Source organism: Mycobacterium sp. UM_CSW (assembly GCF_000455205.1).
Classification (GTDB): Bacteria; Actinomycetota; Actinomycetes; order Mycobacteriales; family Mycobacteriaceae; genus Mycobacterium.
In genome coordinates this window covers 48,242-63,953 of sequence record NZ_AUWQ01000046.1, presented here as the reverse complement: position 1 = coordinate 63,953, position 15,712 = coordinate 48,242, and the positions used below count along the sequence as shown (strand labels likewise).

The following is a 15,712-nucleotide window of genomic DNA, read 5'->3' as shown; positions in this document are numbered from 1 at the left end:
CCGCTCCACACTGCCCGGCACCCCCGGAACGATTCGCGCCGCCATGCCCGAACTCGCCGAACCGCGCGCCGCCCGTTCGGCGGAGGCCTACTACGACGCGTTAGCCCGGGCCGGGCGCTCCACTGACGAGATCGAAGACATCAGCGGGCGGCGCCCGAAACGGTTCGTGCCGTTCATCGGCAGCGGCACCGGCGGGTCCTCCGCCCTGTACGGCATGGTCTGCGAGCGATTCTTCGCCCAGGACTTCACCCCGCGGCAAAACTTCCGCGACCCCGGGGAGTCCACCGTGCCCGAGGCCTGGCCCATCACCTATGACGAGCTGAGTCCGTGGTACGCCGAGGCCGAAAAACTGCTGGGGGTCCGCGGCGCGCCCGACCCCCTGCGCCCCGAGGCCGCCGACGTGGGTTTGCCTGCGGCCCCGCCGTTTTCGCCCGACAATCAGCCACTGGTCAACTACCTGGCAGGGCGCGGCTTGCACCCCTACCACCTGCCGATGGCCTGCGACTACACCGACGGCTGTCCCACCTGTCAGGCCCATCTCTGCGAGCGGTCCTGCAAGAACGACGCGGGCCGAAACGGCGTGCTGCCCGCCGTTACCGAGCACGGGGCGCACCTGCTGGACCAGTGCCGAGTCGTGCGCCTCGAGGCCGATCGCACCCGGGTGCAGCAGGTGATCGCCCAGCATGGCTCCGACATGCTGGCGTTGAAAGGCAAGGTCGTGGTGCTGGCCGCCGGCGCGCTGGCCACCCCGGTCTTGTTACTCAACTCCCGCTCCGGTGACTGGCCGAGTGGGCTGGCCAACGGCTCAGATGTGGTGGGGCGCAACCTGATGCGCCATCTGATGGATTGGATCGAGGTCTGGCCGCAACCCGGCTGCAGGATCACCGCCGAGAACAAGGAAATCGGGTTCAACGATTTCTATTTCTCCGACGGGCAGAAGTACGGCACCGTGCAGTCGGCGGGCGCGATGGCGAATTTGGCGTCGATGGATATGTTCACCAACCAGCCCGGATGGCAGCCGAAGGCACTGCGCCTGATCAGCCCGGCGGTGCGGCCCATCTATGATCGCTTCTTCAATGGCGGGCTGGTGCTGGCCCCGATCATGGAGGACCTGCCGTATCTGGACAACCGTGTCCTGCCAAGCGACCGGCCCGGCGAGGATGGGCGCCAGCGGCTGCGGCTTCAATACCGTTTGCACCCCAGCGAGGTCGACCGCCGCTCAGTGTTCATTCGGAAGATAAAAGAGGTGTTGAAGCCGTATCGCACCCTCACACTGCGAACCGGCGCAAACAACTCCACCCTGGGCCATGTCTGCGGCACGTGCCGCTTCGGCACCGATCCCAAAACCAGCGCTCTCAACCCACAGAACCGGGCGCACGAGGTGGACAACCTCTACGTGGTGGACGCCTCGTTTTTTCCATCCAGCGCCGGGTTGAATCCCAGCCTGACGGTGGCGGCCAACGCCTTGCGGGTGGCCGAACACGTGAACCAGGCGCATTTCGCCACCTGACCTGGGACTGAAACTGCCTGTGCGCGAACCTGATTCACCCAACTCGGTTGAGGCGGGCGAAGTCTTCCACAAAATTCGCCGCGGCCGCAACGCTTTCGGCGGGTTTGGTCATCCGAGCGGCGATCTCACGGGCCCGGGTGACGTATTGCGGGGCGAGGATGGTCCGCAGGTCCTCGACCAGTGATTTCTCGGTAGCGGTCGAAAAGCGCCTTGCGGTGCCAACCTTGAGCCGTTTCACCGCGGCTCCCCAGATCAGCTGAACGTCCGCCATCCAGAGGATCAGCGTCGGGACTCCGGCGCGCAGGCCCGCGGCCGTGGTGCCCGCACCACCGTGGTGAACGACCGCGCGGCAAGCCGGAAAGATTGCCGCGTAATTCATCGCGCCCACCACTTTGACGTGGTCGAAATGCGGGACGTCGCCGAAATCGGTCGCGGCGGCGCAAACCAGCGCTCGTTCACCCAACCGCGCACATGCCCTACCGATCATGGCGATCGTCTCGGCCGCGGATTCGACGGGAATGCTGCCGAATCCGAAAAAAATCGGCGGTTCCCCCGCGGCGATCCACGAGGCAACCTCATCGTCGGCATCCGTCGGTGATTCCAGCGTCAGCGTGCCGACAAAGGGCCGCTGACGGTCGAATTTCGCCCATTCGGCGGCCAGCCCGGGAAAGCACACTTCGTCATATGCCTGGATTTCCAGCGATCCTCGTTCGGCGATCCGCGCCGACCCGGAGCCGGTGGCCTTCGGTAGGCCCAATTCCTGACGCTGTGCCTCCTCGACCTTTTTGACGCCACGCCAAACCAGCCAGTCGTAGACCCTCATCGCCGACCGGATGACCGGGGGCGGCAGCGTCGGAACCAGGCGGCCGTTGACGCGTATCGGGAACCAAAGCAGCGTGGCCAGCGGAATGCCGCGATACTCAGCGACGTTGGCGGCGAGCTCCTGGTAGCTCATGCCGGTCAACAGCAGGTCGGACCCGTCCGTCAGCGAGGTCAGCATCTTGCTCATCTCGGCCCAATGCCGCGTGCCGGGCTCCCGAGATTCCCGCAGGTATGCGCGCACATCCCGAATCCGCCAGAAGTTCCGGAAGAAATACGTCCAGAAGTTGCGCGTCGATTCCAGCCACGTCTGGATATCCGGCCCGTAGTCGGTCGCCGTGAGCCCCGCTGCCTCGGCGAAGCTGACCAGGTCGGGCGGGACCGCCATGCACACGTCGTGCCCGCGGCGTCGCAACTCACGGCCGAGCGCGACGCCGGGCTCGACATCGCCGCGAGTCCCATAGAACGCCAGCACAAATTTCATGCGTAATCCTGGTCCTTCACTTCCCGTGCGCGTTCTGCGAAATGAAAGCGGCAGACCCGGTGCCCAGCTCAGCCGCCCAGCAGCATAACCCCGACACCGGTGCGATCAACCGCCAATCCGAAGTTTTGAAAGGGCCCGCCAATGCCGCCGGCTACAGGGGGTATTGGCCTCCCACAGACTGCGTTTCAGCCAATTCCGTCGTGGGCGTCAACGCAACACGGAATGAAACCCGACCGGAATTGGTCAACGGTCAAGTCTTAGCCGAATGCACGGCCGAGCGGATGCACCGAGGCTAGTCTGCTGTGATGAATCGGTTCGACCGCATTGACGCCTACGCCGCCATTCGCGGCGTCGTCCCCCTGTGATCGGGTGTACGCACCACCAGGCGTTACCGGCGAATCGTGTGCCAGTGGAGGCTGATTAGTGCGAGTCCGGGTACGTCCCGCACGCCCATCCAACGGTGATGCGCGGCCGGACGATCGGCTGGCGTTCGTGGACCAAGGCTTCTTTGCCGGCCAGCATGCCGCCGGCCTGGAGGAAGTCATGCAGGTCGTGTGGGTTTATGAGCACGCCATCGACTTCGATGGGCTCAGGCGTTTCCACGACAATTTTCGTTACGGGTTGTTTGGGCGGCTGATCGAGCGTTCGCCGCTGCCGTTCGGCCGGCATCGGTGGGTCTTGGATGGCGGGTCGCCGGGCATCGATGTCGCTGAGTGCGCCCGTCCACGCGCTGAACTCAGCGACTGGGCTGATGAACGCTCGCAAGTGCCCGTTGATCCGGAGTCGGGCCCCGGCTGGCATCTCGCTGTCCTCCCACTGACGGACGGCTCGACCGCGGTCACCCTGGTGGCATCCCACTATTTGGTCGACGGCATCGGGCTGTTGAGCGCGATAGTTGAAGCGCTCTGGGGCGACAAGCGCGAGCTGGGGTACTCGCCGCCGCGTTCTCGCACTCGACTGCGTGCGCTGGTTCAGGATGCCGGCCGAACGGTCCGGGACGCACCTGAGGCCGCCCGGGCGCTTGTCGCGTTTACCAAACTGATGCGTCGGCAACGGCGCGAAGCCGCCCGCTCGCCGTCACCGCGACCCATCGCCCTTGGCGGAGGCAGCGGCGACGATCCCGTCGTCGTGCCCGGCATCACGATCGGCATCGAACTGGACCATTGGGACGCCCGGGCCAAGGCTCTTGGCGGCACGAGTAACACGCTGGCCGCGGGGCTCGCCGCGAAACTCGGGGAGCGCATGGGGCGCCGACGTCCGGGTGACGGCGCCGTCACGCTGCAACTGCCCATAAGCGAACGCGCGCCTCGCGACACGCGCGCGATCGCAGTGTCCTTTGCCCGCGTCAGCATCGACCCGACGCTGGTAACGACCGATCTGCGTGACGCCCGCGCCGCCATCAACCAGGCACTGAAGACGTTGCGGGAAACGCCGGCAGAGTCAGCGCTGCTGGCTCCGCTTGCCCCGTTCACGCCGAAACGGACGTGGCGACGGGGAGTCGACGCGGCGCTCGCCGACCCCGATCGCCCCGTAGTTTGTTCTAACCTCGGCGACGTCGGCTCGGTGGTCGGCTACCTCGATGGCACCCACTGCGAGTACGCCTACGCACGAGGGATCAGGCAGCACGTAACCCGACAAACGCTGGAGCGAACAGGCGGGCAATTGCAACTGCTTTCTCTCCGCTCGCCGGGAATCGGCAAGATTTTCATCCACGTGCTCGCTTACCATCCCGGCGCCGAGAACACGAAGCCCGCTTTGCGTGGGACGGCGGCGCGCTCGCTGGCCGAGTTCGACCTGACTGGCGAGATCGAATAACGGGTCCTTCCCCGACGGCGATTTGGCTGCCGCAGAGTGCATTTCAGCCACGAGGCGCCCCCGAACCCGGTTAAGTTTTGGCTAAACGCTCGGCCGAGCCGAAGCACCCGATGCCAATCTGCTGTGATGAATCGGCTCGACCGCAGGAATGCCCGCGAGGCGTCACGGGCGAATGTTGGAGTCTTAGGAGGCCAATCAGTGCCAATCCGGATACGCCGCGCCCGCGCATCCTCTAACGAATACGCGTCCAACGGCGAAGGCCGGCCGGACAATCTGCTGGCATTGGTGGACCAAGGCTTCGTTGCCGGACAGCGCGCCATCGGCCAGACGGAAGTCATGCAGGTCGTGTGGGTCTACGAGCACGATATCGACTTCGACGGGCTGAAACGGTTTCACCACAATTTTGGTTACGGGTTGTCCGGACGGCTTATCGAGCGGTCGCCGCTGCCGTTCGGCCGGCATCGGTGGGTTCTCGATCGCGGGCCGGCGGCGATACATTTCGCCGACCGCGCCCGCCCACGCGCCGATCTCAGCGACTGGGCGGACGAACGCTCGCAGGTTCCCGTTGACCCAGAAGCGGGACCCGGCTGGCATCTCAGCGTGCTTCCCCTGACGGACGGCTCGACGGCGGTCACGTGGGTGGTCTCTCACTACATCATTGACGGCGTCGGAGGTCTGGTCGCGGTCGCCGACGCGATCCTGGGCACCAACCGCGATCTCGGCTACCCGCCGCCACGCTCGCGGACCCGGCTGCGCGCGCTGGCGCAGGATCTCGGTCAAACAGCTCGAGACGCACCCGAGGTTGCTCGGGCGCTGGTCGCGTTGGCAAAACTGAGTCGCCGTCAGCGGCGCGACGTGGCCCCATCGTCGCCGGCACCACGGGCCGTCGCGCGCCGTGTCGACGACGGCGCGGACCCGGTCATCGTGCCGGGCATCGCGATCGTCGTCGACCTGGATCAGTGGGATGCGCGCGCGAAGTCGCTAGGTGGAACGAGCACCACGCTGGCCGCCGCGTTGGCCGCCAAACTCGGGGAGCACCTGGGGCGCCGACGGGCGTCTGACGGCGCCGTGACTCTACAAATCGTTCTGACCGACCGCACCGAGGGTGATACCCGTGCGCTCGCGGTGTCGTTTGCCCGGGTCAGTCTCGACCCGACCGGGTTGACCACGGATCTGCGCGACGCGCGAGCCGGCATCAAGCAGGCACTCAAGGCTCTGCAGAGTAAACCGGACGAATCTTCGCAATTGGCTGCCCTGTCGCCCTTCACCCCCAAGCGGACATGGAAACGGGGCGTCGAGACGCAGCTCAACGACCCCGACATGCCGGTGATCTTTTCCAACCTCGGCGACGCGGGCTCGGTGGTCAGCTGTGCGGACGGCACCCAATGCGAATACGCCTGGGCCCGTGGAACGAGGCAGCGCGCAACGCGTCAGCAGCTTGAGCGAACGGGCGGCCATATGCAGGTGGTGTCGTGCCGCACGCCGGGCATCGGCACGATTTACCTCACCGTCGTGGCCTACCACCCGGGCGCCGAGAACACCAAGCCCGCACTGCGCGAACTGGCCGCGCGGGCGCTCGCGGAGTTCGGCCTGACCGGTGAGATCGAGTAACGAATCGTTCCCTGCGCCAGCTTCGCGGAAGCCATGCTGAGAAGTTCCTTAAATCCTGGTCAGGCGCTGTTGGACTCCATTAGGTTTGCATCCGTAATTCAACTCGTGTCGGTTAGGGTGGTGCGGTGGTCTGGGGCAGTGTGCGCGATGTTGAGCCGGCGCGGTCCGATATCGCCGTCGAGAGCGGGCAAGATGCCGGCCCGCCGCCATTGACGCCTCCGGTCCAAGGCGCACCTAAAAAGAGTCGTCGCAACACGGGGCCCGCGATCTTCCGAGGCCTGCGGCGGCTTTGGATCCCGCTGGTTATCGTGGCCGTGATCGCCGTCGGCGGATTCACCGTGTCGCGCTTGCACGGCCTCTTCGGCTCCGAAAAGCGCCTCTCGTATGCCGACACCAGAGTCGACAACAAGCCCTACAACCCCCAGCACCTGAGGTACGAAGTCTTCGGACCACCGGGGACCGTGGCACTGATCAGCTACTACGACGACACCGGTACTCCGCAGCATATTGACGCGGCGACCCTGCCGTGGTCGCTGGAATTCGCGGTCACGGCGGCCACGGGCATCGGAAGTGTTGCGGCGCAGGGTGATACCGACAGCATCGGTTGCCGCATCCTCCTCGACGGAGTGGTCAAATCCGAGAAGGTCACCAACGAGGTGAGCGCCTTTACGTCCTGCATGCTGAAGGGCTCATGACCAACCAGCTGCAGACCGGTCGGCCTTTGGTGGCGCGGACGATCCGTCGATTTTCGGTCGCCATAATTCTGGGGTGGTTGGCGATCATCGCGGTGTTGAATTTCTTCGTCCCGCCGCTGGAGCAGGTCGAGAACCAGCATTCGGTTTCCCCGACGCTCACTAACGCGCCGTCCGCCACGGCGTCACAACGGCTGAACGAAGACTTCAAGGCGGCCGACCAATCTGGTCAATCGGGTTCAACTAGTGTGGCGACGATCGTATTGGAGGGCCAGCAACCCCTCGGCGACGACGCCCACCGATATTACGATCGACTGATTTCTCAGTTAAAAGACGATCCGAAGCATGTAGTACATGTCAACGATTTCTGGGGCGATGAATTAACCAGACAGGCCGCGCAAAGCGCCGATGGTAAGGCCGCATATGTTCTGGTGATTATCAGCGCGGGCAACGAATCGATCGAAGCCGTTCAGCACATCGTCGCGCGGACGCCGGCGCCGCAAGGGGTCAAAGCGTTTGTCACCGGGCCCGCGGCGATCATTTCGGACATGAGCCACAGTGGCGATAGAACTGTTGCGACAATTACGCTGGTAAGTATCGCGGTGATCTTCTTTACGCTGCTTATCGTCTACCGTTCGGTCATCACCGTGGTTCTGTTGTTGGTCGTGGTCGGCATTGAATTAATGGTTGCCCGGGGAGTTGTCGCATTTATCGGCTATCACGGGATCATCGGGCTTAGCACCCTCGCCGTAAACCTGCTGGTATCCCTCGTAATCGCGGCCGGAACCGACTACGGGATATTTTTCATTGGGCGGTATCAGGAGGCGCGTCAGGCCGGCAGCGACCGAGAGTCGGCTTTCTACACCACGTACCACGGGGTCACCAAGGTCGTCGTAGCCTCGGGTTTGACGATCGCCGGAGCACTCTACTGCCTGGTCTTTACGCGGCTGCCCTCGTTCTACGTGCTGGCCGTCCCGTGCGCGGTGGCCGTTGTGGTCGCCGTCGCGGTCGCCATCACGCTGATCCCGGCGGTTCTGACGGTCGGAAGCCGGTTCGGATTGTTCGAACCCAAAAGGAGAATCAGCTATCGCGTATGGCGACGGGTGGGCACGGCGATCGTTCGCTGGCCTGCACCCATCCTCGCCGCGGCACTTGCGGTGACGCTTATCGGGCTGTTGACGCTGCCGGGCTACAACCCCAGCTACAACGACCAGAAGTTCATCCCCAAAGATATCCCCGGCAATTTGGGGTACGAGGCCGCGGCGCGGCATTTCCCCCCGTCGGCAATGATGGCACCCGAAATTCTGTTGGTCGAGGCCAATCATGACCTTCGCGATTCGGCCGATTTTCTGGTGCTGGATAAACTGGCCAAGGCCGTCCTGGCCGTGCCGGGGATTTCGTCGGTGCAGGCCGTGACGCGGCCCGAGGGAACCCCGATCAAGCACACGACGATCCCGTACTTGCTCAGCATGCAAGCCGCCGGGCAGCAGCAATTCCTCACTTTTCAGCGGGCGCGCATGAACGACCTGCTCAAGCAGGCCGACCTGATCAGCGAAGCGATCAACATCACGCAGCGCATGTACGAGGTGATGAAGGAACTGGTCGCCACCACGCATGACGTCGTCGCCAACACGCACGAAATGCAGGCCCTCACGAGCGAACTTCGCGATCACATCGCCGATTTCGAAGATTTCTTCAGGCCGCTCCGCAGTTACTTCTATTGGGAAAAGCACTGCTACGACATTCCGATTTGCTTCGCGATCAGAAGCATCTTTGATTCGCTCGACGGCGTCGACGCGGTGAGCGACAAGCTGATCCTGCTGGTGGCGGACCTCGATCAGGTCGACGCGCTGCTGCCGCAGATCCTGGCCCAGCTGCCGGCGACGATCGCGATCATGCAGGAATCGCGGACCATGCTGCTCACCATGCACAGCACCATGTCCGGCGTACTCGGCAACATGGGCGACAACAGCAACAACTCGACCGCCATGGGGAGGGCGTTCGATACCGCCCAGAACGACGATTCCTTCTACCTGCCGCCGGAAACGTTGAAGAACAAAGACTTCCAGCGAATCATGAACATCTTCGTGTCGCCGGACGGCAAGGACGTCCGCATGCTCATCCTGCAGAAGGGCGACCCCTCGTCGTCCGACGGCCTTTCGCGGGTGGACGCGATCAAGAGCGCCGCCGAGGAGGCGCTCAAGGGAACTCCGCTGGAAGACTCGAAGATTTACCTATCCGGCACGGCGGCGTCGGTGCGGGACCAGGTGCGGGCATCGACAATCGACCTCATGATCGCGGGAATCGCCGCGCTCTGCCTGATTTTCATCGTCATGCTGATCATGACGCGGAGTTTCATCGCCGCCCTGGTCATCGTCGGTACGGTATTGCTGTCGCTCGGCGCTTCCTTCGGGCTCTCCGTATTCGCCTGGCAGAACTTGCTCGGCATACAAATACATTGGTCAGTGCTTGTGATGTCGGTGATCGTCCTTTTGGCGGTGGGCTCCGACTATAACTTGCTGCTGGTGGCCCGCATGAAAGAGGAAATTGGCGCAGGCATAAACACCGGCATCATTCGCGCCATGGGCGGCACCGGCAAGGTCGTGACGAACGCGGGGCTGGTGTTCGCGTTCACCATGGGGTCCATGCTCGTCAGCGACCTGCGCACCATCGGGCAGGTGGGCACGACGATCGGCCTGGGGTTGCTGTTCGACACGCTGGTGGTGCGCGCGTTCATGACGCCGTCCATCGCCGCGCTGCTGGGCCGCTGGTTCTGGTGGCCGCAACAGGTTCGCCCCCGGCCCGCGAGCACCATGCTGCGGCCCGCGGGACCCCGTCCGTTGGTGCGTGCCTTACTGCTGAGATAGCGGCGATCAAGTGGCGCATTTCCAGTTCAGGACGAGACCGGCAACCGTGGGGAGCATCGTGGCACCAGGCGATACTGGAAGCGCTGGCTGCCGCTTCGAGGCGCCCGGTCCGTGCGCGTCCACCGGCCGCACGGTGAAGGCCACATGAGCACCGAAGTTCAACGGCCACCGTTCTTTGCGCGGACGATCCGCCGGATTTCCCTCGTCGTCATCCTGGCGTGGGTGGCCTTGACGGCGCTTGTGACGTTCGGGGTGCCTCCCTTGGAGCGGGTCGGCGAAGAGCACTCCGTACCCCTGGCACCGCAGGATGCACCGTCGGTGCGGGCCATGACGAGCATGGGCAAGGCCTTCAAGGAGTCCGATTCGGACAGCTTCGCGATGATCGTGCTGGAGGGGAAGCAGCCGCTCGGGAACGACGCGCGCACGTACTACCGGGAACTGGTCCGCGAGTTGAGAAACGACCCCCGGCACGTCGAACACGTGCAGGACCTGTGGGGAGATCGCCTCACGGCGACGGGCGTGGAAAGTGCCGACGGCAAGGCCGCGTACGTGCAGCTGAACCTGGCCGGCAATCAGGGCACCACCCTGGCGCAGGAATCCGTGACCGCGGTCCGCCAGATCATCAAGCAGACGCCGCCCCCGCCCGGTGTCGAGGCCCATCTCACCGGCCCGGCGGCGCTCATCCCGGACATGGTGCGCAGTGGCAACGACTCGCTGCTGAAGATGACCCTGATAGCCGGGGCGATCATCTTCGTGGTCCTGCTGCTGGTCTACCGGTCGGTCACCACCGTGATCCTGGTGGTGATCGGGGTGGGCGTCGAAGTGGGCACGGCCCGAGGGATCATCGCATTCCTCGGCGATCACAACATGGTTGTGCTCTCGACGTTCGCCATCAACCTGCTGGTGACGCTGTCGATGGCGGCCGGGACCGACTACGGAATCTTCTTCTTCGGTCGCTATCAGGAGGCCCGCCAGGCCGGTGAGGATCCCGAAACCGCGTACTACACCACCTACCGCGGCGTCGCTCCCGTCGTCCTGGGCTCCGGTTTGACGATCGCCGGCGCGATGCTGTGCCTGAGCTTCACTCGGATGCCGATTTTCCAGACGATCGGCGTGCCCTGCGCGGTGGGCATGCTCGTCGCGGTCGCCGTCGCGGTCACGCTGGTCCCGGCGGTCCTGACCACCGGGAGCCGGTTCGGGCTGTGTGACCCCAAGCGCAGGCTCGCGCAAAAACGATGGCGGGGGTTCGGCACCGCGATTGTCCGCTGGCCCGCGCCCATCCTCGTCACGACGTTGGCGGTCGCCCTGGTCGGCCTGGTGACGCTTCCGGGCTACAAAACAAGCTACGACGACCGGCCATATCTGCCTAAAGACCTTCCCGCTAATTTGGGGTTTGCCGCCGCCGACCGCCATTTCTCGCAATCGCGAATGCTGCCGGACATTCTGATGATCGAAGCGGACCACGACATGCGCAATCCGGCGGACTTTTTGGTGCTGCACAAAATAGCCAAGGCGATATTCCGCGTTCCGGGAATTTCTCGGGTGCAGGGCATAACCAGGCCCGAGGGAACGCCGATCGAACACACGTCGATACCGTTCCTGATCAGCCTCCAAAATTCGTCCATGATGCAAAACATGCAATTCATGAAGGCCCGCATGAACGACATGCTCACCGAGGCCGACTCGCTTGCCAAACAGATCGCAATATTGAAGCACCTGTACGAATTGCAGAAGCAGCTCACCGCCGTCGCCCATGAAACGGTAGGCGTGGCGAAAGAGATGGAATCCATCGTGGACGAGCTGGAAGGCCACGTGGCGGATTTCGACGACTTCTTCAGGCCGATTCGGAGCTACTTCTACTGGGAGAAGCACTGCTACGACATCCCCATCTGCTTTGCGTTGAGGTCGATATTTCAGCTGTTCGACAGCGTCGATGCGCTCAGCGACAGATTGCACATGGTCGTTAAGGATGCGGAGAAGGCGGACGAGCTGGCGGCACAGCTGCTCCTGCTGACGCCGCCACTGATCGCGATCGCGGAAGCCACGCGCGTGACGCTGTTGACGAACCACAGCACCACGTCCGGGCTGTTCGGTCAGCTGGACGAAGCTAGCCGGAACGCGACCACCATGGGGCAGGCGTTCGACGCCGCCAAGAATGACGACTCCTTCTTCCTGCCGCCCGATGTCTTCCAAAACGCCGACTTCCAGCGCGCGATGAGCTCCTTCGTGTCCCCGGACGGGAAGGCGGCCCGGTTCATCATTTCCCACCGTGGCGATCCCGCGACGCCCGAGGGCATAGCGCGAATCAATCCGATCAGGACGGCGGCCGAAGAGGCGCTCAAGACGACTCCGCTGGAGAGTGCCAAGATTTCCATCGCCGGCGCCGCGGCGACCTACAAGGACTTCGACGACGGCTCGAAATACGATTTGTGGATCGCGCTCGTCGGTGCGCTCTGCCTTATTTTCGTCATCATGCTGGCGTTGACGCGAAGTTTTGTCGCCGCCTTGGTGATCGTGGGGACGGTGGTGCTTTCACTGGGCGCATCGTTCGGGCTGTCCGTTTTGGTGTGGCAGTACGTTCTGGGCATCAAATTGCACTGGATGGTGCTCCCGATGTCGGTGATCGTCCTGTTGGCGGTGGGATCCGACTACAACTTGCTGCTGGTGGCCCGCATGAAAGAGGAAATAGCCGCCGGGATAAACACCGGCATCATCCGCGCCATGGGTGGCACCGGAAAGGTCGTGACGAACGCGGGCCTGGTATTCGCCTTCACCATGGCCTCGATGATATTCAGCGATTTGCTCGTCATCGGCCAGCTGGGGACCACGATCGGCCTGGGCCTGTTGTTCGACACGTTGGTCGTGCGTTCGTTCATGACACCGTCGATCGCAGCGCTGCTCGGAAGGTGGTTCTGGTGGCCCCAGACGGTCCGGCCGCGCCCGGCCAGCTACATGCTTCGCTCCGAGGGCCCACGCGCGCTGGTGCGGTCCCTGCTGCTGCACGAGGAGCGCAGCGACGACGACCCGGCCACGGTCGAACTCCCCCGGCTGACGGTCTAGGCCGAAGGCAATAGCGCGGGAAAATTACGGAATCGGGATCGGTGCGCCGGTAAGGAATTTGGCCAAGGTTTGCTCCAAGGCGATCAATCCGGCCAGCGTCAAATACGTCAAAACCAGTCCCTCATATGCGATATAGACCGGTAGCTCGAGGAAGCTCAAGAAGAATTTCAAAACGCCCGTCGTGCTGTTATAGAGGTTGTTAAACGCTGCGAGGAACCCGCTCGGCGCGTCGATGAGCTGTTGAATAATCGAGCTCGAATCGGCGGACACGGACGCGGCATTGACGGCCTCGGCGGCCGCATAGGCGCCGCCGCCCGCGGTCAACTGCTGCGCGAACTGCTGACCGAACGCCGACGCCTTCCCGACCAGCCCCTGGAAGCTCTGGGCGGCCTGGGAGAACACCTGGGCGACGGCCGCCGACACCTCGTCGGCAGCCGCCGGTATCACCCCGACGGTCGGGGCCGCCGCCGCCAGGTGTGCCGCGCGGAGCGTCGAACCGATACCAGCCACATCCGCCGCTGCTGCCGCCATCAACTCCGGCGACGCCATCACATACGACATATCTATCCTCCAGCCGGTCACCAACGGACCCAGCGGCAAAGCACGAAGGATGACTGGGTCACGCCCGTCACGGAGATTACACACAAGTACAACGGCGCGCGGGCGCTTCCGGGAATCGCGATCAACAAAACTTGGCGGCGCCGCATACCCGCTGCTAGGCGGCTTTCGAACATGGTGCGCACAGGCCGAAAAGCATGCGGTCCTCCGGGTCGTTGCGCTCCTACCGGGACGCGCGGTTAGAGTCGCCCCGGAAACCGTCCCGGTTGGCTTCGATCAGCCACAACTTCATCGTCGGCGGTCGGGCCCACACTGGCGGGACGGCGGCGGCGTCGCGCCCGGCCGTGCGCGTCAGAAATCTCAGCTGGCGTCGCGCAGCATCGGCTGCGCCGTCGAGGTCAACTCGACAACCACGGTCGCCTCAGCAAACAGGTCGACGGCGTCGGCGATGGTGCGGTCTACGAAGGAAGCGAACTCCTCGAACGAGATGCTGTCCTGGATCCACCGGGACCTGCGGGCCACGAGGCCGACGCGTTGCGGGTCCGAGCAACCGTGCACGATCGCGGTGACTTTGCGGTTCTGCTTGTTCCACGTGTCAGCTAACCGGGTGAGCCAGGGGCGGTCGGCGGCGCGGAAGGAGCCCGCCGGAGCGATCCCGATGATCAACATGTCGCCGAACGACCGTGAGATCTCGAGGTGGATGTGCAGCCGCCTGGCATCGGCGTTGGCGACACAGAAGTATTCGCCGTCGTGCTCGCCCTTGAGGAACTGCAGGCCGCAGGTGCGTACGTAGCGGTCGATCAACTTGGCGCAGAGCGACTGACTCATCATGAGGTAGATCCTGCGGCCTGCGACTTTGAGGACCCTTTGAGCCGAGCTAACCGGCTTCGAAGAATCTACTGAGAATTCGCTGAGTGACCGCGACCGGTTCAGCCCACCACCCGCGCAACCTCGACCATCGCCGACGTGATCTGCGCGATCTCCTCGCCGGAGCTCACGTACGGCGGCATCGCGTAGATCAGGTTGCGGAACGGGCGCAGCCACACGCCGTGGTCCAGCGCCGCCGGGGTGGCGACGGCCAGGTCGACCGGCCGGTCGCATTCGATGACGCCGATCGCGCCGCACACCCGCACGTCGGCCACACCGGGCAGCTCGCGGGCCGGTCGCAGTCCGTCCACCAGTCCCGCGGATATCTCCCCCACCCTGGATCGCCAGTCCTGGGCGAGCAGCAGCTCGACGCTGGCCACCGACACCGCGCAGGCCAGCGGATTGGCCATGAACGTGGGCCCGTGCATCAGCGCGCCGGCCTCCCCCGAGCTGATGGTTTCCGCAATGTCGGTGCTGCACAGCGTGGCGGCCAGGCTGACGTACCCGCCGGTCAGCGCCTTGCCGACGCACATGATGTCCGGGCTCACTCCGGCGTGGTCGGCGGCGAACAGCTCGCCGGTGCGCCCGAAGCCGGTGGCGATCTCGTCGAAGATCAGCAGCACGTCGTGCCGCCGGCACATGTCCCGAAGATCGGTCAGGTAGCGCGGATCGTGAAAGCGCATCCCACCCGCACCCTGTACCACCGGCTCGACGACGACGGCCGCCAGTTCGTCGGCGTGCTCTGCAAGCTGTGCCTCGAACGCCGCACTGTAGGCGGCGTCGTAGTCGCCGGGCACCTGGGGGGCGAACACCTGTCGCGCCAGGATGTCGGTCCACAGCGAGTGCATGCCGCCGTCGGGGTCGCAGATGCTCATCGGGGTGAAGGTGTCGCCGTGGTAGCCGCCGCGCCAGGTCATCAGCCGGTGCTTGGCGGGCCGGCCGCGGCTGCGCCAGTATTGCAGCGCCATCTTGACCGCCACCTCCACCGACACCGACCCCGAGTCGCTGAAGAACACCGTCTCCAACCCCGCCGGCGTGATCTCCACCAGCAGCCGCGCCAGCCGGGCCGCGGGCTCGTGGGTCAGCCCGCCGAACATGACGTGGTTCATCGTGGCCAGCTGCGCGGCGAGCGCGGCGTCCAGGTCCGGGTGCCCGTGCCCGTGGATCGCGGTCCACCAGGAGCTCATCGCGTCGAGCGCCTCGACGGGCTCGCCGTCGCGGATCAGCGTCAGCCGGGTGCCCCGGGCGGCGACGGCCACGACGGGCGCCATCGCCTCCCGGCCAATGGTGCTGTAGGGATGCCACAGGTGCGCCGCGTCGATCGCGCTGATCTCCTCGGGCGTCAGCCCGGCCCTCGCCGCAGGCATAGAGATCGAGCGTAGAGGCAGCCGGTTCGCACAATTCGCGGCCATCGGGGACCATCTATGGC

At 64.5% G+C, this 15,712-nt stretch carries 10 protein-coding genes; 6 read left to right on the top strand and 4 right to left on the bottom strand.

Annotation, left to right across the window (positions count from 1 at the left end; all coding sequences use genetic code 11):
- A partial coding sequence (locus N415_RS17445; RefSeq protein ID WP_068184523.1) for a GMC family oxidoreductase occupies positions 1-1,510 on the top strand: 1,510 nt, incomplete at its 5' end.
- 34 nt (positions 1,511-1,544) lie between these two features.
- On the opposite strand, the gene N415_RS17440 is transcribed toward N415_RS17445, so the two are convergent.
- Positions 1,545-2,813 carry a glycosyltransferase gene (locus N415_RS17440; protein ID WP_068184486.1) on the bottom strand — a complete coding sequence of 423 codons (1,269 nt, stop codon included), beginning with the start codon at positions 2,811-2,813 and terminating at the stop codon, positions 1,545-1,547.
- 492 nt (positions 2,814-3,305) lie between these two features.
- Between N415_RS17440 and N415_RS17435 the strand changes: the two genes are divergently transcribed.
- The 5 genes from N415_RS17435 (at position 3,306) to N415_RS17415 (ending at position 12,858) form a co-directional block, all read left to right on the top strand.
- The gene (locus N415_RS17435) at positions 3,306-4,628 is read left to right on the top strand and encodes a hypothetical protein (RefSeq protein WP_239645610.1); all 1,323 of its coding nucleotides are present in this window, start codon (positions 3,306-3,308) and stop codon (positions 4,626-4,628) included.
- Positions 4,629-4,754: 126 nt separating this feature from the next.
- The gene (locus N415_RS17430) at positions 4,755-6,239 is read left to right on the top strand and encodes a wax ester/triacylglycerol synthase family O-acyltransferase (RefSeq protein WP_239645609.1); all 1,485 of its coding nucleotides are present in this window, start codon (positions 4,755-4,757) and stop codon (positions 6,237-6,239) included.
- A 278-nt stretch (positions 6,240-6,517) separates the two neighbouring features.
- Entirely contained in the window at positions 6,518-6,934 is a 417-nt protein-coding gene (locus N415_RS17425; RefSeq protein ID WP_068184521.1) for an MmpS family protein, read from the top strand.
- Positions 6,931-9,798, top strand: coding sequence for an RND family transporter (locus N415_RS17420; RefSeq protein ID WP_068184477.1), 2,868 nt, complete (start codon positions 6,931-6,933; stop codon positions 9,796-9,798). Before N415_RS17425 ends, N415_RS17420 begins: the two co-directional genes overlap by 4 nt.
- Positions 9,799-9,942: 144 nt before the next feature.
- Positions 9,943-12,858 (top strand): RND family transporter, encoded by a 2,916-nt coding sequence (locus tag N415_RS17415; protein WP_068184517.1) that lies wholly within the window; start codon positions 9,943-9,945, stop codon positions 12,856-12,858.
- Positions 12,859-12,882: 24 nt separating this feature from the next.
- On the opposite strand, the gene N415_RS33265 is transcribed toward N415_RS17415, so the two are convergent.
- The 3 genes from N415_RS33265 to N415_RS17400 all read right to left on the bottom strand — a co-directional run bounded on the left by N415_RS33265 (position 12,883) and on the right by N415_RS17400 (position 15,650).
- Complete coding sequence (locus tag N415_RS33265; protein ID WP_275450759.1) at positions 12,883-13,440, bottom strand: PE family protein; 558 nt, start codon at positions 13,438-13,440, stop codon at positions 12,883-12,885.
- 336 nt (positions 13,441-13,776) lie between these two features.
- The gene (locus N415_RS17405) at positions 13,777-14,244 is read right to left on the bottom strand and encodes a hypothetical protein (protein WP_239645608.1); all 468 of its coding nucleotides are present in this window, start codon (positions 14,242-14,244) and stop codon (positions 13,777-13,779) included.
- 101 nt (positions 14,245-14,345) lie between these two features.
- Positions 14,346-15,650: an adenosylmethionine--8-amino-7-oxononanoate transaminase gene (locus N415_RS17400; RefSeq protein WP_068184472.1), complete on the bottom strand. Its 1,305-nt coding sequence runs from the start codon at positions 15,648-15,650 to the stop codon at positions 14,346-14,348.
- Positions 15,651-15,712 lie beyond the last annotated feature (62 nt).